This is a genomic window from Agromyces sp. NPDC057679 (genome assembly GCF_042799635.1).
In the GTDB taxonomy this organism is placed as follows: domain Bacteria; phylum Actinomycetota; class Actinomycetes; order Actinomycetales; family Microbacteriaceae; genus Agromyces.
This window is the reverse complement of record NZ_JBHVIK010000001.1, coordinates 1,298,235-1,316,707: the sequence shown is the minus strand read 5'-3', so window position 1 is coordinate 1,316,707 and position 18,473 is coordinate 1,298,235. Positions and strand designations below refer to the sequence as shown.

Genomic DNA, 18,473 nt, shown 5'->3' with positions numbered 1-18,473 from the left:
TCTGCGTGGCTGAACCCCGGATGTCCGGGGTTCAGCGGCGTGAACGGGGTTCAGCCGCGGGCTGCGAGCCCGTCGAGGTACTCGCCGAGCAGCAGGGCGGATGCCTCCTGCGCACGCGGCCCGTGCACGGCGCGCTCCGCGCGCAGCCGCTCGCGGCTGAGCCCGTACTCGGGCAGCTCGTCACCCCAGGCCTCGAGCCAGTCCTCGTGGATCGCGTCGTCGACCTCGGGGTGGAACTGCACCGCGAGCAGCCAGTCGCCCTTCGCGAACGCCTGGTTCTCGTACCGGGCCGAGGAGGCGAGGCGGGTGAGCCCCGCATCGTCGGGCAGTTCGAAGCTGTCGCCGTGCCACTGCACGGTCGGCACGCCGGCGAAGTGCCGCACGGGTGAGGCGGCGCCCGCCTCGGTCGGCTCGACCGTCAGCCAGCCGACCTCCTTGCCGTCGCCCTTGTAGGCACGTCCGCCGAGGGACTCGGCGAGCAGCTGCGCACCGAGGCACACGCCGAAGATCGGCGCCTCGGCGGCGATGCGCTCGCGCAGCAGTTCGATCTCGTCGGCGAGGTAGGGGTAGCGGTCGGACTCGTACGCCGCCTCGTCGCCGCCGAGCACGATCACGAGGTCGGCGTCGAGCGGGTCGAGCGCCGAGACATCCGCCGTGGGGGCGTCGACGGTGACGATCTCGTAGCCGCGACCCTCGAGCGTCTCGCCGAGGTTGCCGAGGCCGATCGCCGAGTCGTGCCGCAGCACGAGCGCCACGCGGCGCCCTTCGGCGCCGGCGGCAGCGCTCACTCGAGGCCCTTGATGACGATCGCGTCGGTCGGCGGTGCCGGCTGGTTCGGCTCGACGTACACGTCGGGCTCGATGTAGATGACCCGCGCGGCGGGCACCGCGTGGCGGATGCGCTGCTCGATCACGTTCGTCGCGGCGGCGACCTCGAGCAGGCGCTGGTCGGCGGCGAAGCCGAGCTTGGCGGCGACGAGCAGCTCGTCGGGCCCGAGGTAGAGGGTCTTCATGTGGATGATGCGCTCGATCTCGGGGCCCGCCGTGATGGCCTCCTCGATCTTCGCGACGTCGTCGTCGTTCGCGCCCTCGCCGACGAGCAGCGACTTCGTCTCGATGCCGAGGACGATCGCGACGAGCACCAGGAGCGTGCCGATCATGAGCGTGCCGATCGCGTCGAACAGCGGGTTGCCGGTGATGACCGTGAGGCCGACGGCGAGGAAGGCGAAGACGAGGCCGATGAGCGCCGCGATGTCCTCCAGGAGCACGACGGGCAGCTCGGGCGCCTTCGCCCGACGCACGAACTGCACCCAGCTCTGCCGCCCGCGCACGTGGTTCGACTCCTTCACCGCGGTGCGCAGCGAGAACGACTCGAGCACGATCGCGATGGTCAGCACGAGCATCGGCAGCCAGGCGTTCTCGAGCTCGTGCGGGTGCGTCAGCTTGTCGACGCCCTCGTAGATCGAGAAGATGCCGCCGACCGAGAACAGGATGATGGAGACGACGAAGGCGTAGACGTAGCGCTCGCGCCCGTAACCGAAGGGATGCTCCTTGTCGGCGGCCTTCTTCGCCTTGCGTCCGCCGAGGATGAGGAGCAGCTGGTTACCGGCGTCGGCGAGCGAGTGCACGCCCTCGGCGAGCATCGAGGCGGAGCCCGAGAAGAACCACGCGATGAACTTCGTCAGGGCGATGCCCGTGTTGGCGAGGAATGCCGCGATGATTGCTTTGGTGCCGCCGGATGCGCTCATGGCGACAATCCTAGGATGGTCGCCATGACCCCCGAAGCATCCGAGTCAGCGACCGTGACCCTTCCCCCCATCGCCTTCCTCGGCGCCGGATCGATGGCCGGGGCCGTCATCTCGGGCCTCCTCCAGCCGGGCGTCGTCGTCGACGGGGGCATCCGCACCACGAACCGCACCGCCGAGAAGGCGGCCGCCTTCGGGGGCGTCGACGGCGTCACCGCGTACGCCACCGAATCGGATGCCGCAGCGAACCGCCGCGCGGTCGCCGGCGCGAAGCTCGTGGTCGTCGCCGTGAAGCCCGCGATGGTGCCCGACCTCCTCCGCGAGATCGCCGACGCCCTCGAACCCGGCACCGTCGTCGTCTCGGTCGCCGCGGGCGTCACCGTCGCGACCTTCGAGGCGCTGCTGCCCGCCGGGGTCTCGGTCATCCGCTCGATGCCGAACACCCCCGCCGTCGTCGGCCGCGCCGTCACCGGGGTCTCGGCCGGCACCCGCTCGAGCGACGACGACCTCGCGCTCGCCGTCGCGATGTTCGAGACCGTCGGCGAGGTGCTCGTCGTGCCCGAGTCGCAGCTCGACGCCCTCTCGACCATCTCGGGCTCGGGGCCGGCGTACGTCTTCTACCTGATCGAGCAGCTCACCGCCACTGCGATCGACAAGGGCTTCACGCCCGAGCAGGCGGCGACGATGGTGCAGGGCACCTTCCGCGGAGCGAGCGAGCTGCTCGCGGCCTCGGGGGAGGAGCCCGCCGAGCTGCGCCGCCGGGTGACGAGCCCGAAGGGCACGACCGAGCGGGCCGTCGCCGTGCTCGAGGAGGCCGCGCTCAAGCAGACCTTCGACCGCGCCACCGACGCGGCGCTCGCCCGCGCCCGCGAGATGGCGGCCGGCGCGTGAGCGCGGCCCACGTCCGGGTGAGCCCCGCCGCCGGCCTTCGGCTCGACGGCGAGCCGCGCTTCGCCTGGCGCGGCGTCATGCTCGACGTCGCCCGGCGGTTCCGCCCGATCGCCGAGCTCGAGCGCTTCGTCGAACTGCTCGCCGCGCACGGGCTCAACGTGCTGCAGCTGCACCTCACCGACGACCAGGGCTGGCGCTTCGAGGTGCGCGCCTACCCGCGCCTCACCGAGATCGGCGGGCGACGCTCACAGTCGCAGCTCGGCCATGGGCCGCGTTCGACGCTCGACGGCGTGCCCCACGCGGGCTCGTACACCCAGCACGAATTGCGGGGGCTCGTGCGGTTCGCGGCGGAGCGCGGCATCCGCATCGTGCCCGAGATCGACGTGCCGGGGCACGCGCAGGCGATCCTCGCCGCGTATCCCGAGTTCGGGGTCGGCGGAGCCGACACGGTGCGCGCACGGGTCGCCGAACCGTGGACGCGCTACGGGATCAGCGACGAAGTGCTGAACGTCGAGGAGGCCACGCTCGAGTTCGTCGGCACCGTGTTCGACGAGCTGTGCGAGGTGTTCGACTCGGAGTTCATCGGCATCGGCGGCGACGAGGCGCGCAAGCGGCTCTGGAACGAGGACGCGCGCACGCAGGAGCTCATGGCCGAGCGCGGCCTGGCCGACGAGGAGGAGTTGCAGTCGTGGTTCCTCGCCCGGATCGCCGACCGCCTGCGCGGGCACGGACGCCGCGTCGTCGGCTGGGACGAGATGCTCGAGGGTCGCGACCCCGCGCCCGACGCGGTCGTCGCCTCGTGGCGCGGGCCCGTCGGCGCCGAGCTCGGCGCGCGGCTCGGGCACGAGGTCGTGCTCTGCCCCGACCTCTGGACCTACTTCGATTACCGCCAGTCGGATGCCCCGGAGGAGCCGATCCCGGTCGGCACCGTGCTCTCGCTCGAGGACGTCGCGACGTTCGACCCCGTGCCGGCGGACGCGCCCGACTGGTACGCGTCTCGCATCGCCGGAGTGCAGGCGAACGTCTGGACCGAGCACCTCGACACCCGCGACCGGCTCGACTACGCCGTCTTCCCGCGGCTCGGGGCCTTCGCCGAGGTGGCCTGGAACGGCGGCCCGCTCGACTGGGCGGCGTTCGCCGAGCGGCTGCCCGCCTACCTCGCCTGGCTCGACGCGCAGGGCGTCGACGCCCGGCCCCTCGACGGACCGCGACCCGATCAGCAGCGGCCGGGTGTGCCCGGCGTGCCGCGGGAGCGGGCCGACCGGCTCGCCGAGCTCGAGCGCCTCACGGCGACGCTGCGCTCGCAGCGGTCGGTCGAGTAGGGCGCCGCACCCCTCGGTCGACGGGGATTTCTGCGAACGATGTCGATTTCGAGCGGCCGAGTTCGTCACCATGGTGTGACGAACGTCGTCACAGGCCCGTGACGGGCCCGACGAAGGAGACGCCATGACCGACACGTACATGTACCTCATCCACGAGCCCGACTGGGACTCCGACGCGTACCTGGGCGCGCGCGACGGCGTTCCCGGTGGCGAGCCCGAGTCAAACTTCCCCGCCCACCACGCCTTCCAGGAGGCCGTCGTGAAGCTCGGCGCTCGCCTCGTCGGCGGTGCCGCACTGCAGAACGCGCGGCACGGAGGGCAGGTCACCCCCGGCGCCGGCGACCGTGCGCTCGACGACGCCGTCTACTCCGACGGGCCGTACCCCGACACGAGCGAGGTCGTCTCGGGCTACTACCTCGTCGAGACCGACGACGAGCGGCTCGCACGACAGATCGCGGCGCTCGTGCCCACGGGCGGCCACATCGAGTGGCGCAAGGTGTTCCCGGTCTCGTGACCGACCCGATCGCCGAACTGGGCGAGGACTTCGTCGACGCCTGGCCGCGGATCGTGCGTGCGCTCGCCGCCTACACGGGCAGCGTCGACGACGCGCAGGAGTACGCGGCCGAGGCCGTCGCGCGGGCCGTCGCCCAGGCCGGTGACGGCCCGCCGCTCGGCTCGCTCGCAGCCTGGTGCATCGCGGTCGGCAAGCGGGCGTTCATCGACGATCGGCGCCGGGCGGCCACCGAGCAACGGCACGCGCAGCAGCTCGCCGCCGATTCGGCCGGGCTGCACGACGACGGGGATGTCTCGGACGCGGCATCCTCGATGGGTGGAACCCGCACGAGCGGTGCGCTCGACGACCGCGTCGCCCTGCTCTTCGTGGCGTGCGATCCCGCGCTCACCGAGCAGGCGCGACTCGTGCTCGCGCTGCGGCTCGTGTGCGGGCTCGACGTGCCGCGCATCGCGGCCCATCTCGGCGTGCAGCCTTCGGCGGCCGCGGCCCGGCTGACCCGGGCGAAGCGCGCGCTCGCCGAGGCGCGCGGGCGGTTCCACGTGCCCGAGGCGCCCGAGCGGCGCGTGCGGCTGCCGGTCGTGCTCGCGAGCGTCGCGGGCATGTTCACGGTGGCGCACCGCGACGTGCTCGACCCGCAGACCCCGCTCGACGACCTCGGGCGGCAGTCGCTGTCGATCGCCGATGCGCTCGTCGCCGAGTACCCCGACGACGCCGAGGTGCGCGGCCTGCGGGCGGTGATCCGGCTGGGGCTCGCCCGCAGACCCGGGCGCCTCGACGCGACCGGTGCGGCCGTGCCCCTCGACGAGGTCGACCGCCGTCGTTGGGATCGCCGCCTCATCGAAGCGGGGCTCGACGACGCGGCGGCGGCCGCCGAGCGCGGCGACGGCCGCTTCGTGCTCGAGGCGGCGATCGCGGGCCTGCACAGCACCGCGCCGAGCTTCGCCGAGACCGATTGGGCCCGGGTCGTCGACTTCTACCGTGCCCTCGAGCGGGTCTGGGGAGCGCCGTCGGTCACCGTCGCACGGCTGTCGGCCGAACTGCACCGTGCGCTGCTCGCACCGCCGTCGGGGGAGCGGACCGCGCGGCTGCGTGCCGTCGAACACGAACTGCGCGCGCTCGCCGAGGGCGCTGCGCCGTACGCCGCGATCGACGCGAGCCTCGCGCTGGCGGACCTCGCGTGGCGCACCGGGCGCCGTGAGGAGGCATCCGCGGAGTACTCGCGACTCGCCGGGCTCGTGCCGACCGAACCGGTGCGCCGGTTCTGCCTGGCGCGCGCCGGCACTGGCGCCGGCTCGGCCTCGTAGCGCCGACGATGCGTGGCTGTGGCCGTGGCCGTGCGACGAGGCATCGGTGGTGCAGGCTGACGAGTCGTCGGACTCGGCGCGCGACACGCCGCCCATCCGTCTCCGAGGCGGCGTGTCGGCGGGTGCCGACGGCTCGTCACGAGGCGGGCTCGTTCCGGGCGTTCGTGCCCGTTCGAGCAGCTCGCCCGGTCAGCCGCGGGCTGCGGCGAGCCTGCGGCGTGCGGGCCCGGCGGCGAGCCACGCGATGCCGGCGACGACGCCGACGACGGCGACCGTGACGGCACCGATGCCGACCGCGCCGGCGACGGCGTCGGCCTCGAGCTGCTCGCCCGGCCGCAGTTCGTACGCGAGCACGAACCCGACCGCGAACAGCCAGGTCGCGACGATCATGATGGCGGGGATCAGGGGGATCCTGCGCATGTCCACCTCCTTTCGCATGACCTTCCAGCATAGCCCGAGCCGGAGAAAATTTCCTGAACAGGTGCCATTTCCCACCCGAAGTGACTTCCTCGTGGAAGCGGGCTATGGTCTTCGGAAGCCCGCCAGCTGATGAAGGGAAGCGAGCTCGAATGTCGAAGAAGTCCCCGCGCGGAAACGGCGCGAAGAAGACCGCCCAGCTCTCGCTCAAGGAGAAGCGCGCGCAGAAGCGCGAGAAGCTCGACGAGGGGTTGATCAAGCCGCGGAAGCGGTGACCCGCGCCGCGTCGACCGGGGTGATCCGGTCGGCGCTGGCGCCGGTCGCGAAGCTCTGCTCCGGTCGCCCGGCGGGCGCGTGTGCCACGCTGTGAATGCGCCATGGAGCGGATCGTTCAGCGAGGGCGAGGCGACGCCTCCACCTATATTGGATGATATCCAATTCTAGGAGGTGGAGCATGTCGGGATTCCTGATCTCTCGACGAGGGGTGCTCACCGCGGCGGGCATCGGCCTGCTCGGCGTCGGCGCGGCCGGCTGCGCCCCGACGACGAACCCCGGCACGAAGACGCCGGGCCCGACCGAAGGGGAGGCCGCCATGGCCCGCAGGCTCGGAGCCGAATGGGAGCCGCACGAGCTCACCGTCATGTCGTGGCCGACCGAGGCGATCTGGGGCGAAGACCTGCAGTACGTGCGCGACGACATCGCGACGCTCGCGGCGACGATCGCCGCCTACGAGCCGGTCGTGCTGCTCGCCTCGCCGGGCGACGAAGAGGATGCCGCGTACGAGGCGGGCTCCGACGTCGAGATCCTGACCGTGCCCGTCGACGACCTCTGGGCGCGCGACACCGTGCCGGTCTTCGTCGAGGGGCCGAACGGCCTCGAGGGGGTCGACTTCAACTTCAACGGCTGGGGCGACAAGCAGTTCCACGACCATGACGCAGGGGTCTCGGCGGCAGTCCTCGCCGAGTTCGAGATCCCGCGCATCGTCGCCTCGCTCGTCGCAGAGGGCGGTTCGCTCGAGACTGACGGGCAGGGCACCCTCCTCGTCACCGAGAGCTCGATCGTGAACGACAACCGCAACCCGGGGCTCTCGCGCGATGACATCGAGGCCGAGCTGATCGAGCTCCTCGGCATGCGGAAGGTCATCTGGTTCGACGGCGTCTACGGCGAGGACATCACCGACGCCCACGTCGACTCGCTCGTGCGCTTCGTCGCGCCCGGCGTGGTGCTGCTCGACGTGCCCGGGCCAGGCGCGCCCGACGACGTGTGGTCGCGTTCGAGCGCGCAGGCGCGCTCGGTGCTCGACGGGGCGACGGATGCCAGGGGGCGCGCGATCGAGGTCGTCGAGCTGCCGCAGCCCGACTTCGCGAAGATCCGGGGCGAGGGCGACGACTTCCTCGCGTCGTACGTGAACTTCTACGTGGCCAACGGCGCCGTCTTCCTGCCCGAGTTCGGCGACCGGAGCGCCGACCGTCGTGCGCAGGACATCCTGCAGGAGCACTTCCCCGACCGCGAGATCGTCCCGGTCGCGATCGACACCATCGCGTCGGGCGGCGGCGGCATCCACTGCGCGACGCACGACCTGCCGGGCGAGCCCGAGGAGTGACCTCGAGTCGCTGACGCGGCGCGCGATCCCCGTGCCGCCTCGCCGGGTGAGCTGCTGTCCTGCCGCAGCCCCGGCGCACCCGTTCGCGGGCGCGCCGGGGCTGTTCGGCGTGTCCGCGCGGCCCCGCCGAGGACGGTCGTTCGCCGGTGTTTGACAACCGGGCGGCGGACGTCGATGATGTTTGGATATCATCCAATTTCGACCGATGACGACGCCGTCATCGGGGACAGGAGTCCTCATGGCCCCCTCCATGACGAAGGCGCTCGCCGCACTCGCCGGCGCATTCGCGGTCGCCGCACTCGCCGCCTGCAGCCCTGGCGGCGGCGCCGCCGATCCGGCCGACGCGGGCACGCTCCACGTCGCCCGCGCCGAGTCGTTCGACGGCTGGGACCCCGACAAGGCGGCGGCGTACTCGACCTACCAGACCCTGCAGGGCGTGCTCGAACCGCTGCTCCGCGTCGCCCCCGACGGCTCCGGCGTCGAGGAGGGCCTCGCCGAGTCGTGGACGTACGACGCCGACGCCCTGACCTGGACCTTCGTGCTGCGCGATGGCACCCTCTTCAGCGACGGCAGCCCGCTCACCTCGGCCGACGTCGCCTTCTCGGCCGGCGTCTGGGCCGAGGGCCCGAACTACGGCGCCCTCTACGCGAACCTCACGGGCGTGACCACCCCCGACGAGCGCACCGCGGTCTTCTCGCTCGCCGCCCCCGACTCGACCCTGCCGGTGCTGATGACCTGGTCGTCGTCGGCGATCTTCCCCGAGGGCTTCGGCGGGCTCTCGAAGGAGGAGTACTTCGCGAAGCCCGTCGGCGCCGGCGCGTTCGTGGTCGCCGACTGGACGCCCGGTGGCCGGATCACCCTCGAGAAGAACCCCCACTACTACCTCGAGGGCCGACCGCACCTCGACCGGGTCGTCATCGAGGTCGTCGCCGACGCGACCGAGCGCGGCGCCCAGTTCCAGGCCGGCCAGGTCGACATCGCCGAGTACGTCTCGGCGATCGACGCCAAGCAGTACGGCGACGGACTCGTCGACCTGCCGGTGGGGCAGGTCGAGCACCTGAGCTTCAACACGACCCGAGCGCCCCTCGACGACCCGCAGCTCCGTCGTGCCCTCGCCCACGCGATCGACTACGACGCGATCGTCGAGGGTGCGTTCCGCGGCTACGGCTCGGCGCCTCGCGGAATCATCCCGCCGAACCTCGCGAACTGGGCGGCGCCGAGCGCCGCGCCGTTCTCGCTCGATCTCGACGAGGCGCGCGAGCTGCTCGCCGACTCCGCGACGCCGCAGCCCGGCCCGCTCGAGCTCATCTACGACGCCGGCAACCCCACCGATCACCTCGTCGCGCAGGTCGTCGCGTCGAACCTCGCCGAACTCGACATCGAGGTCACCCTCACCGCGCTCGAGACCGGCGCGTTCCTCAGCCGGGCGTACGGGCTCGACGCCGACATGGTGCTCTGGTCGTACGGGGCCGTCTCGCCCGACGTGATCGACCCCCTCGGCTGGATCCACGGCACCTCGTGGCTCTTCACCGGATTCGAGGGCGAGACCGTCGAGCAGCAGTTCTTCGCGTACACCGCGACCGAGTCGCCCGAGGAGAAGCAGGCCATCGTCGAGGCGGTGCAGAACGACGCCATCGAGAGCGCGCAGGCCATCAGCCTCGCCGAGTTCCAGGTGCTGCACGGGGTCTCCGACCGCGTCTCGGGCTTCAGCGCGGCGCCGTGGGGCATGTACTACTGGGACACGATCGAGGTCGGCGAGTAGCTCATGGGCCGCTACCTCTTCATCGCGAAGCGATTGGTCTTCGCGATACCGCTCCTCTTCGCGATCGTGCTGCTCGTCTTCCTCATCCTCAAGGTGACGCCGGGCGACCCCGCCCGGCTCATCGTGGGCCTTCGCGCCTCCGACGCCGAGCTGGCGGTCGTGCGCGCCCAGCTCGGCCTCGACGACCCCGCGATCGTGCAGTACTTCCGCTACGTCGGCGAGGTGCTCACGGGCAACCTCGGCTACTCGTTCAAGTCGAACGAGCCGGTGGCGAGCCTCATCGGCGAGCGACTCCCCGTGACGGTGTGGCTGCTCGGCTTCGGCACCCTCCTGTCGCTCGTCATCTCGGTTCCGCTCGCGATCGTCTCGGCGCGCGGGCCCGACCGGCCGTTCGACCACGCCACCCGGGCCTTCGGACTCGTTGCACTCGCGATGCCGTCGTTCTGGGTGGGCATCATCCTCATCCTCACCGTCGCGCTGCCGACCGGGTGGTTCCCCGTCGGCGGCTTCGGCGAGACCCCCGCCGAGCACCTGCGGTCGATCGCGCTGCCGGCGCTCACCCTGGCGCTCTCGATCGCCCCGTTGCAGGTGCGGAGCCTGCGGGCGAGCATGATCACGGTGCTCGGCGCCGAGCACGTCACGACCGCCCGGTCGCTCGGCATCGGCCGCTCGCGCATCATGTCGCGGTTCGTGTTGCGCAACGCGGCCCCGCCGACGGTCTCGATCCTCGCGCTGAACCTCGGCTACCTGCTGTTCGGGGCCGTCGTGATCGAGACGACCTTCGCACTGCCGGGCATCGGCCAGGGCATCGTGCTGGCGGCCCGCCAGCGCGACATCCCCTCGATCCAGGGCTACACGCTGCTGTTCGCGGTGGCGGTCGTGCTCGTCTTCCTCATCGCCGACATCATCACGTCGATCGCCGACCCGCGACTGGAGGTCGAGTCATGAGCCCCGGGACCGTCACCACCGTCACCGCCGCCGCGGCGGACGTCATGCCCGCCCACTCGGTGATCGGCGCCGAGCGGGTGCGGCTGCCGCGCCGCGTGTGGGTCGGCACCGGCATCGTCGCCGTCTACGTGCTCGTGGCGGTGTTCGCGCCGCTCGTCGCGCCGTACGACCCGCTCGAGCAGGACATCGTGAACGCGCTCGCCGACCCGAGCCCCGAGCACTGGCTCGGCACCGACGAGCTCGGTCGCGACGTCGTGTCGCGGCTCGTGTTCGCCTCGCGCATCGACCTGCTCGTCGGATTCCTCGGCGCGGCGCTGCCCGCGATCCTCGGCACGGCGCTCGGCGCGATCGCCGGGTTCCGCGGCGGGTGGGTCGACGGCGTCATCATGCGCGTCTCCGACGTCGTGCAGGCGTTCCCGACGTACATCCTGATCATCGCGCTCGTCTTCGTGCTCGGGCCGGGCGTCACGTCGATCCTCGTCGCATTCACGCTCATCGCGTGGGTGGCCTATGCGCGACTCATCCGCACCGAGGTGCTGCGCACCCGCGGACTCGAGTACGTCTCGGCGGCTCGGGCCTCCGGCCTGTCGCCGCGCCGGGTGCTCTGGCGCCACGTCTTCCCGAACTCGGTGGGGCAGACCCTCGTCTACCTGCCGAGCGACATCGTCGGCGCGACGCTCGGCCTCGCGGCGCTCTCCTTCCTCGGCCTCGGCATCCAGGCGCCGACGCCCGAGTGGGGCGCCATGATCGCCGCCGGCCAGCCGTACATCCGCGAGCAGTGGTGGCTCTCGACCGTGCCCGGTCTCGTCGTCGTGGGCTTCGGCCTCGGACTCAGCCTCATCGGAGAGGGAATCGAAGAATGGACGAGGAAGTGAGCCGCCCCGTGCTCAGCGTCGGCGAGCTGCGGGTCGATCTCGCGCTCGGCGGCGGCACGATGCATCCGGTCGACGGGGTCTCGTTCGAGGTGGCGCCCGGCGAATCGCTCGGGATCGTCGGCGAGTCGGGGTCGGGCAAGAGCCTCACGCTGAAGGCCGTGCTCGGCCTGCTGCCGCCCGGCGGCACGGCGGGTGGAGACATCCGCTTCGCTTTCGATGCCGACCGCGGCGGCGGCCGTGGCGAGCGCCCGACCGTCGACGTCGAGCGCGTGCGCGGGCACGGCGTCGCGATGATCTTCCAGGAGCCGATGACGGCGCTGAACCCGACGATGCGGGTCGGCGAGCTCATCGGCGAGGCGGTCGGGGCACGGCGGCGGATGCCGCGACGCGAGGTGCGGGCACGGGTGATCGAGCTCATGGCGAGCGTCGGCATCCCCGAGCCCGAGCGGCGCGCGAGGATGTGGCCGCACGAGCTCTCGGGCGGGCTGCGCCAGCGCGTCATGATCGCCGCGGCGCTCGCCACCGAGCCCGAGCTGCTGCTCTGCGACGAGCCGACGACCGCGCTCGACGTGACGGTCCAGGCGCAGATCCTCGAACTGCTCCGGCGCCTCCGCACCGAGCGCGGGCTCGCCATGGTCTTCGTCTCGCACGACCTCGCGGTCGTCGCCGAGGTGTGCGACCGGGTGGCCGTGATGTACGCCGGCCGCATCGTCGAGATCGGCCCCGTCGGGGAGGTGCTGCGCTCGCCGAGGCATCCGTACACGGCCGCCCTGCTGGCGTCGGCGCCGTCGTTCGCCGGCGGCGACGGGGCACTCGCGACGATTCCGGGCTCGCCGCCCGACCCGCGGCGGTTCCCCGAGGGGTGCCGCTTCGCCCCCCGCTGCGCGTTCGCGCAGGACGACTGCCGCCGTGCGCCGCACGAGCTCGTCGGCGACGCGAAGCGCGCGACGGCGTGCATCCACCCCGAGATGCTGATGGAGGTCGGCGTATGAGCGCGTATCTCGAGGCCCGCGGACTGCGGGTCAGCTACCGGACGGGCTCGGCGTTCGCGGCGCGGCTGCGCGGGCGCCCCGTGCCGGTGATGCACGCCCTCGACGGCGTCGACCTCGTGGTCGAGCGCGGCTCGGCGGTGGGCATCGTGGGTGAGTCGGGGTGCGGCAAGTCGACGCTCGCACGCGCCATCGTCGGCCTCGTCGAACTCGACGAGGGCTCGATCGTGCTCGACGGCGAGCCGCTGGCGCGACACCGCACCAAGGCCGCGACCCGGCGCATCCAGATGGTCTTCCAGGACCCGAGCGCCTCGCTCAACCCGTCGATGACCATCGGGCAGGCGCTCGGCGAACTGCTGAAGGTGCATCGGATGGTGCCGGCACGGGAGGTGCCGCAGCGCGCCGCCGAGCTGCTCGAACTCGTCGAGCTGCCGGTGTCGCTGCTCGGCGCATACCCCCGTCGGCTCTCGGGCGGGCAGCGTCAGCGGGTGGGCATCGCCCGTGCGCTCGCCCTCGAGCCCGAGGTGCTCATCGCCGACGAGTCGGTCGCGGCGCTGGATGTCTCGGTGCAGGCCGCGATTCTGAACCTGCTCGAGGGGCTGCGGGCCGAGCTCGGCCTGACCCTGCTCTTCATCTCGCACGACCTCGCGGTGGTGCGGCACCTCACCGAGCGGGTCGTCGTGATGACGGCGGGCCGGATCGTGGAGGACCGCCCGACCGAGGAGCTCTTCCGGGATCCGCACCACCCGTACACGGCGACCCTGCTGGCGGCGGCGCCGCGCATGGGGGCGTCGTGGGCCGCGTCGACCCCGCCGGCCCGCGGACTCGAGGCGCCGCCGGCCGGCCGGCTCGCGGTTCCTCCGGCGGACGGTCTCGCGGTTGCCGGCGAGACCGATCGCGCCGGGAGAGCTGCGCCGGAGCCGCTGGCTAGGATGGTGTCGCGATGAGCGAGGGGACGGCGGTGTGACGTGGTGACGGACCGGCGCGCGAAGGGCAAGGCGCGCGAAGAGCTCGTCGTCGAGGCTGCGGCCAAGGCGATCGCCGAGCTCGGCCTCGCGAACGTGCGCGTCTCCGACATCGCCGAGCGCGCGGGCATGCGCCCCGGGCACATCACCTACTACTTCCCCTCGAAGACCGAGCTCCTGATGCTCGCGATCCGCCAGAGCGAGGAGTCGCTCGTCGCGCAGGCCGGGGCCGAGCTCGGCGAGATCGACGACCCGTGGGCCCGGCTCGAGCGGCTGATCGAGCTCTCGGCGTCGAATGGGCGCGGCGATCCCGGCTGGATCCTGTGGTTCCAGGTCTGGTCCGACGCGGCCACCGACGACCTCGTCTCCGAGGTGCACAACGAACTCGACGAGGGATGGCGTCGGATCCTCCGAGACGTGCTCGAGTACGGGCGCGAGCGCGGGGTGTTCGCCTTCGAGGATCTCGACGAGGTCTCGCAGATCCTCTCCGCGACGATCGACGGCCTGTCGATCCAGCTCACGGTCGGGGCGGCGGGCGTCGACCACGATCGGCTGCTCGCGCTCTGCATACAGACCTGCGCGGTGTTCCTGGGCGAGCCCGCGCGACGCTGACGGGTGCGCTGAGACGCACCGCCGCCCCGTGGGGCGGCACTTCGAGACGGGATGTCCCGCCGTGCCCTCGGGCCGCGGCGAGGCATCCCGTTTCGCGTGTCGGGGCGCACTTGCGAGAATTTTGGTTCTCATCCAAAATAGTCGGGACATCGCTTTCGCACCGACGCGCAATCCCTGGAGGTCCGCCGTGACTCAGACGACTCCCATCCCGGCCGAGGCCGGCATCTCGACGCCGACCCCGGCCGAGGCCGGCTACTCGATGCCCGCCGAATGGGCACCCCACTCGGCCTGCATCATGATCTGGCCCGCGCGTCGCGAGCTCTGGAAGGACCGCTTCGAGGAGGCCAAGCGCGACTACGCCGCGGTGGGCAGGGCGATCGCCGCGTTCGAGCCTGTCGTCATGCTCTGCAACCCCGGCCAGGGTGCCGAGGTGCGCAGCCTCTGCGGTTCGGGCGTCGAAGCGCTCGAGGTGCCCGTCGACGACTCGTGGGCGCGCGACAGCGGCCCCGCGTTCGTCACGAACGCCGCCGGCGAGCTCGCCGCGGTGAAGTTCGGCTTCAACGCCTGGGGCGGCCGCTGGCACCCGCACGACAGCGACCAGCTCATCCCCGACCGGCTCGCCGAGCACTTCGGCGTGCCGCTCTTCCGGGCCCCGTTCGTGCTCGAGGGCGGCGCCTTCTTCGTCGACGGCGAGGGGTCGCTCATCACCACCGAGCAGTGCCTGCTCAACCCGAACCGCAACCCGCACCTCTCGAAGGCCGAGATCGAGCAGGGCCTCAAGGACTACCTCGGCGTCACCGCCGTGACCTGGCTGCCCTTCGGGCACAGCCTCGACGTCGGCCCGGCCGGCACCGACGGCCACGTCGACGGCGTCGCCCAGTACGTCGCCCCGGGCCGGGTGCTGCTCGAGGTGCCCTCCGACCCGCGCTCGAGCGAGTACGCCCGCGCCCGCGAGAACCTCGCGCGCCTGCAGGCCTCGCCCGATGCCGCCGGCCGCACGCTCGAGATCGACCTGCTCGACCCCGACCCCGATTCGGAGGTGTCGTACGCGAACCACTACCTCGCGAACGGCGCCGTCATCGTGCCGGTCGGGGGCGACGAGCGCGACGCGGGGGTGCTCGAGTTCCTCGCGCGGGTGCACCCCGACCGCGAGATCGTCGGCGTTCCGGGGTCGACCATCGCCTTCGGCGGCGGCGGACCGCACTGCATCACCCAGCAGGTGCCGGCCGGAGCGTAGCCGCGCTCGACGCGGGCTCAGCGCCGCTCGAGCAGCACCATCACCTCGAAGTGCGTCGTCTGCGGGAACATGTCGAAGACGCGCGCCTTCACCGGGCGCAGCGACGGCATCGCCGCGAGGTCCTTCGCGAGCGAGGCCGCGTTGCAGCTCGAATAGAGCACGTGCGAGACGGCGGATGCCTCGAGCCAGGCGCCGAGCTCGGCGCCGATGCCGCGCCGGGGCGGGTTCACGATCACGAGGTCGGGGCTCGCCTCGGCGCCGAGGGCGAAGGCCGTGGCATCGCCCGAGGCGAAGCGCAGGCGCGAGAGCGCGGCATCCGTTCGGCTGAGCTCGGCACTCGCGACCGCCTCGACGCTCGTCTCGATGCCCGTGACCTCGGGGCCGGCGCCGTCGGTGCCGGCGAGGTGCAGGGCGAAGCCGCCGACGCCCGAGTAGAGGTCCCAGGCGGTGTCGGGTGCGAGGTCGCGGATCCAGTCGCGGGCGTCGGCGTAGAGCGCCGCCGCGATCTCGGTGTTCGTCTGGAAGAAGCTCTGCGGGCGCAGGTGCATCGTCACGTCGTTGAGCCGCATCGCGAGGGTCTGCGCCTCGGTGAGCACGATCTCCTGCTCGCCCTCGAGCACCGCCTTGTGCTCGGGCAGCACGTTCGCCGTGACGACGCGCGCGTGCGGCAGCTCGGCGAGGAGCGTCGGCAAGTGCTTGCGGAGGCGGGGCACCGGCTCGGTCGAGCGCAGCACGAAGCGGATCATGAGCTCGCCGTCGGGCGACTCGGTGACGATGAGGTGCTTCAGCTCGCCCGTGCGCGAGCGGACGTCGTAGGGGGTGAGCCGTGCGAGCGTGATGAAGCGGGCGAGCACCGGGAACGCGGCCCGATGACCGGGCGAGCAGATGCCGCACGCCTCGAGGTCGACGCCGTGCCCGTCGGCGTCGAGAATGCCGATCGTCGGGGCATCCACGGTGCCGCCGACGACCATCTTCGCCTTGTTGCGGTAGCCGTCCTCGCGACTCGCGACCGGCGCCTCCCAGACGGGAACGTCGAACGGGGCGAGCAGTTCTTCGGCGTGCGCCTGCTTGTCGGCGAGCTGCTGCGCGTACGGCCGACCCATGAGGGCGCACGAGGTGCAGCGCCCGGCGTCGAAGTACGAACAGTCCACGGTTCCAGCGTAGGCGTCAGGCGCGTCGTCCCGGTCGCGAGCGCGGGTCCGCCAGTGGGCGAGGGGACCGAGCAGCGCGCGCGTTGACGCTTCGGATTCCGTCGCATCTCGCAGGGAACTCTGCTGAAATCAGCCGATTTCGCAGATTGTGCAACGAAATCGTTGACCGTGCGATCGTCGCGTGGCTAGCCTGCGGGCACGGACGGGCACACGAGACGAAGGAGTCGAGATGGCGAAGCACGGGGACGACGAACTGGGGATGTCGGCGGGCATCAGCCGACGCGATCTGCTCAACGGCATGGCCGTCGCGGCCGGGGCCGCGGCGCTCACCGCGGTGCCGGGCGGAGCAGCGCACGCGCAGGCGGGCGGGCACGCGGTCGCGAGCCGTCCGAGGCAGACGGGGCTCGTCGGCCAGACCGATGCCGCGCGTTCGACCGGTCACGGCGCGACCTTCGGGGGCGCCGACTTCGGAGCGCCCAAGCGTCTGCGCGAGGTGTACGACCTGGTGGTCGTCGGCGGCGGCGTGAGCGGCCTCGCCGCGGCGCACTTCTACCGCAAGCGCTTCGGTGCCGACGCGAAGATCCTGGTGGTCGAAGCGCTCGCCGACTTCGGCGGGCACCAGCACCGCAACGAGTTCTCGGTGCGCGGTCGCACCCTCCTCAGCAACGGCGGCATGGTCAACCTCGACAGCCCCGATACGTGGAACGCCCCCTCGCTCGAACTCATGGACGACCTCGGCATCGACTTCGCCGAGCTTGCCGAGGGCGTCGACACGGGGCTCTACAGCTCGATGGGACTCACGAACGGGTACTTCTTCCCCGAGGAGTCGTTCGGCGCCGACACCTTCCTGCGCCGGGCGCCGGGGGAGTCGACCGCCTCGCTCGTGTCGCGTCTGCCGCTCTCGCAGCAGGCTCGCGACGACATCATGCGGATCGAGACGTTCAGCGACGACGTGCTGCCCGGCATGAGCGACGCCGAGAAGAAGCAGGCGCTCGCTCGCATGACGTACCGCGAGTACCTGCAGAACCTCGTCGGCGTGGGCGACGAGGCGCTCGTCTACTACCAGAAGCGGCCGCACGGGCTCTGGGGCGCCGGCATCGAGGCCGTGCCCGCGGGCGACTGCTGGGGCGTCGGCTACCCGGGGTTCGGCGGTCTGGGGCTGAGCCCCGAGCCGTACCCGGGCATCGGCCGTACGCCCGCGATGACGCTCACGACGACCGACGAGGAGCTCTACTACTTCCCCGACGGTGGAGCGACGGTCTCGCGTCTGCTCGTCTCCCGACTGATCCCGCAGGCCTTCGGCGGGGTGCAGACGCAGGAGAGCATCATCGCCGCATCGGCCAACTACGCGCTGCTCGACCACCCGAAGTCGTCGGTGCGGATCCGTCTGAACAGCATGGCGACCGCGGTGCGCCACCGCTCGGGCACGAGCGGGCCGATCGATGTCGACTACGTCAACGGCGGCAAGGCGTACCGGGTCGAGGCGAAGCACGTCGTCATGGCCTGCTGGAACGCGGTGTCGTCGTACGTCGTCGACGGGCTGCCGGGCGACCAGGTCGAGGCCATGCGCTACGGCGTGAAGGTGCCGCTGGTCTACGCGCGGGTCGCGGTGAAGAATTGGACGGCGTTCGCGGACGCCGGCGTCTCGCGGGTCACCCCGTACAACCACTTCTGGGACAGCCTCGGCCTCGCCACCCCGACCGATCAGGGCGGGTATCGATCGGCGCGCGACCCGAAGGAGCCGATCGTCGTCACGTTGTCGAAGACGCCGAACCTTCCCGGGGAGCGCATCACCCGCGAGCAGCACAAGGCCGGGCGCCGCGAGCTGCTTCAGGTGACCTTCGCCGACTTCGAACGGGACATCCGCGACCTCATGCAGCGCTCGCTCGGCGGGGCAGGATTCGACGCCAAACGGGATATCGCCGCGATCACCGTCAACCGGTGGTCGCACGGCTACGCCTACGAGTACAACTCCATCGCCGACCCGTCGATCTTCGGACCGCTCGAGCAGCAGCCATTCCAGTCGGCTCGGCGGCGGCACGGGAACATCACGATCGCGAACTCCGACGCGCAGGCGTTCGGCTATACGCACGCCGCGGTCGACGAGGCGAGTCGGGCGGTGGCCGAACTGAACTGACG

18 protein-coding genes are annotated in these 18,473 nt (G+C 71.8%); 14 read left to right on the top strand and 4 right to left on the bottom strand.

Features of this window, described 5'->3' with window-relative positions; genetic code table 11:
- Positions 1–50: 50 nt before the first annotated feature.
- Both ACFVAJ_RS05895 and ACFVAJ_RS05890 read right to left on the bottom strand, forming a co-directional pair.
- Positions 51–788 (bottom strand): gamma-glutamyl-gamma-aminobutyrate hydrolase family protein, encoded by a 738-nt coding sequence (locus tag ACFVAJ_RS05895; RefSeq protein ID WP_376942045.1) that lies wholly within the window; start codon positions 786–788, stop codon positions 51–53.
- Positions 785–1,747 (bottom strand): cation diffusion facilitator family transporter, encoded by a 963-nt coding sequence (locus tag ACFVAJ_RS05890; protein WP_376942043.1) that lies wholly within the window; start codon positions 1,745–1,747, stop codon positions 785–787. Before ACFVAJ_RS05890 ends, ACFVAJ_RS05895 begins: the two co-directional genes overlap by 4 nt.
- Before the next feature lie 24 nt (positions 1,748–1,771).
- Between ACFVAJ_RS05890 and proC the strand changes: the two genes are divergently transcribed.
- The 4 genes from proC to ACFVAJ_RS05870 all read left to right on the top strand — a co-directional run bounded on the left by proC (position 1,772) and on the right by ACFVAJ_RS05870 (position 5,775).
- Positions 1,772–2,635: a pyrroline-5-carboxylate reductase gene (gene proC / locus ACFVAJ_RS05885; RefSeq protein ID WP_376942041.1), complete on the top strand. Its 864-nt coding sequence runs from the start codon at positions 1,772–1,774 to the stop codon at positions 2,633–2,635.
- Complete coding sequence (locus tag ACFVAJ_RS05880) at positions 2,632–3,957, top strand: beta-N-acetylhexosaminidase (protein WP_376942039.1); 1,326 nt, start codon at positions 2,632–2,634, stop codon at positions 3,955–3,957. Before proC ends, ACFVAJ_RS05880 begins: the two co-directional genes overlap by 4 nt.
- Positions 3,958–4,081: 124 nt before the next feature.
- Positions 4,082–4,471: a YciI family protein gene (locus ACFVAJ_RS05875; protein ID WP_376942037.1), complete on the top strand. Its 390-nt coding sequence runs from the start codon at positions 4,082–4,084 to the stop codon at positions 4,469–4,471.
- Positions 4,468–5,775: a DUF6596 domain-containing protein gene (locus ACFVAJ_RS05870; RefSeq protein WP_376942035.1), complete on the top strand. Its 1,308-nt coding sequence runs from the start codon at positions 4,468–4,470 to the stop codon at positions 5,773–5,775. Before ACFVAJ_RS05875 ends, ACFVAJ_RS05870 begins: the two co-directional genes overlap by 4 nt.
- A gap of 189 nt (positions 5,776–5,964) precedes the next feature.
- On the opposite strand, the gene ACFVAJ_RS05865 is transcribed toward ACFVAJ_RS05870, so the two are convergent.
- Positions 5,965–6,195, bottom strand: coding sequence for a hypothetical protein (locus ACFVAJ_RS05865; protein ID WP_376942033.1), 231 nt, complete (start codon positions 6,193–6,195; stop codon positions 5,965–5,967).
- A 149-nt stretch (positions 6,196–6,344) separates the two neighbouring features.
- Here ACFVAJ_RS05865 and ACFVAJ_RS05860 point away from each other — a divergent pair, with 149 nt between their 5' ends.
- The 9 genes from ACFVAJ_RS05860 (at position 6,345) to ACFVAJ_RS05820 (ending at position 15,183) form a co-directional block, all read left to right on the top strand.
- Positions 6,345–6,467 (top strand): hypothetical protein, encoded by a 123-nt coding sequence (locus ACFVAJ_RS05860; RefSeq protein ID WP_376942031.1) that lies wholly within the window; start codon positions 6,345–6,347, stop codon positions 6,465–6,467.
- Positions 6,468–6,646: 179 nt separating this feature from the next.
- Positions 6,647–7,795: an agmatine deiminase family protein gene (locus tag ACFVAJ_RS05855; RefSeq protein ID WP_376942029.1), complete on the top strand. Its 1,149-nt coding sequence runs from the start codon at positions 6,647–6,649 to the stop codon at positions 7,793–7,795.
- A 238-nt stretch (positions 7,796–8,033) separates the two neighbouring features.
- On the top strand, positions 8,034–9,557 hold the full coding sequence (locus ACFVAJ_RS05850; RefSeq protein WP_376942027.1) for an ABC transporter substrate-binding protein: 1,524 nt from the start codon (positions 8,034–8,036) through the stop codon (positions 9,555–9,557).
- 3 nt (positions 9,558–9,560) lie between these two features.
- On the top strand, positions 9,561–10,505 hold the full coding sequence (locus ACFVAJ_RS05845) for an ABC transporter permease (protein WP_376942025.1): 945 nt from the start codon (positions 9,561–9,563) through the stop codon (positions 10,503–10,505).
- Complete coding sequence (locus ACFVAJ_RS05840; RefSeq protein ID WP_376942023.1) at positions 10,502–11,380, top strand: ABC transporter permease; 879 nt, start codon at positions 10,502–10,504, stop codon at positions 11,378–11,380. The genes ACFVAJ_RS05845 and ACFVAJ_RS05840 overlap by 4 nt, the downstream gene beginning before the upstream one ends.
- Positions 11,365–12,372: an ABC transporter ATP-binding protein gene (locus ACFVAJ_RS05835; RefSeq protein ID WP_376942021.1), complete on the top strand. Its 1,008-nt coding sequence runs from the start codon at positions 11,365–11,367 to the stop codon at positions 12,370–12,372. The genes ACFVAJ_RS05840 and ACFVAJ_RS05835 overlap by 16 nt, the downstream gene beginning before the upstream one ends.
- Positions 12,369–13,316: an ATP-binding cassette domain-containing protein gene (locus ACFVAJ_RS05830; protein ID WP_376942019.1), complete on the top strand. Its 948-nt coding sequence runs from the start codon at positions 12,369–12,371 to the stop codon at positions 13,314–13,316. Before ACFVAJ_RS05835 ends, ACFVAJ_RS05830 begins: the two co-directional genes overlap by 4 nt.
- A gap of 21 nt (positions 13,317–13,337) precedes the next feature.
- Positions 13,338–13,946, top strand: coding sequence for a TetR/AcrR family transcriptional regulator (locus ACFVAJ_RS05825; RefSeq protein ID WP_376942017.1), 609 nt, complete (start codon positions 13,338–13,340; stop codon positions 13,944–13,946).
- A gap of 187 nt (positions 13,947–14,133) precedes the next feature.
- Positions 14,134–15,183, top strand: a complete 1,050-nt coding sequence (locus ACFVAJ_RS05820; protein ID WP_376942015.1) for an agmatine/peptidylarginine deiminase — start codon at positions 14,134–14,136, stop codon at positions 15,181–15,183.
- A gap of 17 nt (positions 15,184–15,200) precedes the next feature.
- On the opposite strand, the gene rlmC is transcribed toward ACFVAJ_RS05820, so the two are convergent.
- Complete coding sequence (gene rlmC / locus ACFVAJ_RS05815) at positions 15,201–16,334, bottom strand: 23S rRNA (uracil(747)-C(5))-methyltransferase RlmC (RefSeq protein WP_376942013.1); 1,134 nt, start codon at positions 16,332–16,334, stop codon at positions 15,201–15,203.
- A gap of 229 nt (positions 16,335–16,563) precedes the next feature.
- On the opposite strand from rlmC, the gene ACFVAJ_RS05810 reads away from it, so the two are divergent.
- Positions 16,564–18,471 (top strand): NAD(P)-binding protein, encoded by a 1,908-nt coding sequence (locus ACFVAJ_RS05810; RefSeq protein WP_376942011.1) that lies wholly within the window; start codon positions 16,564–16,566, stop codon positions 18,469–18,471.
- Positions 18,472–18,473: the final 2 nt, after the last annotated feature.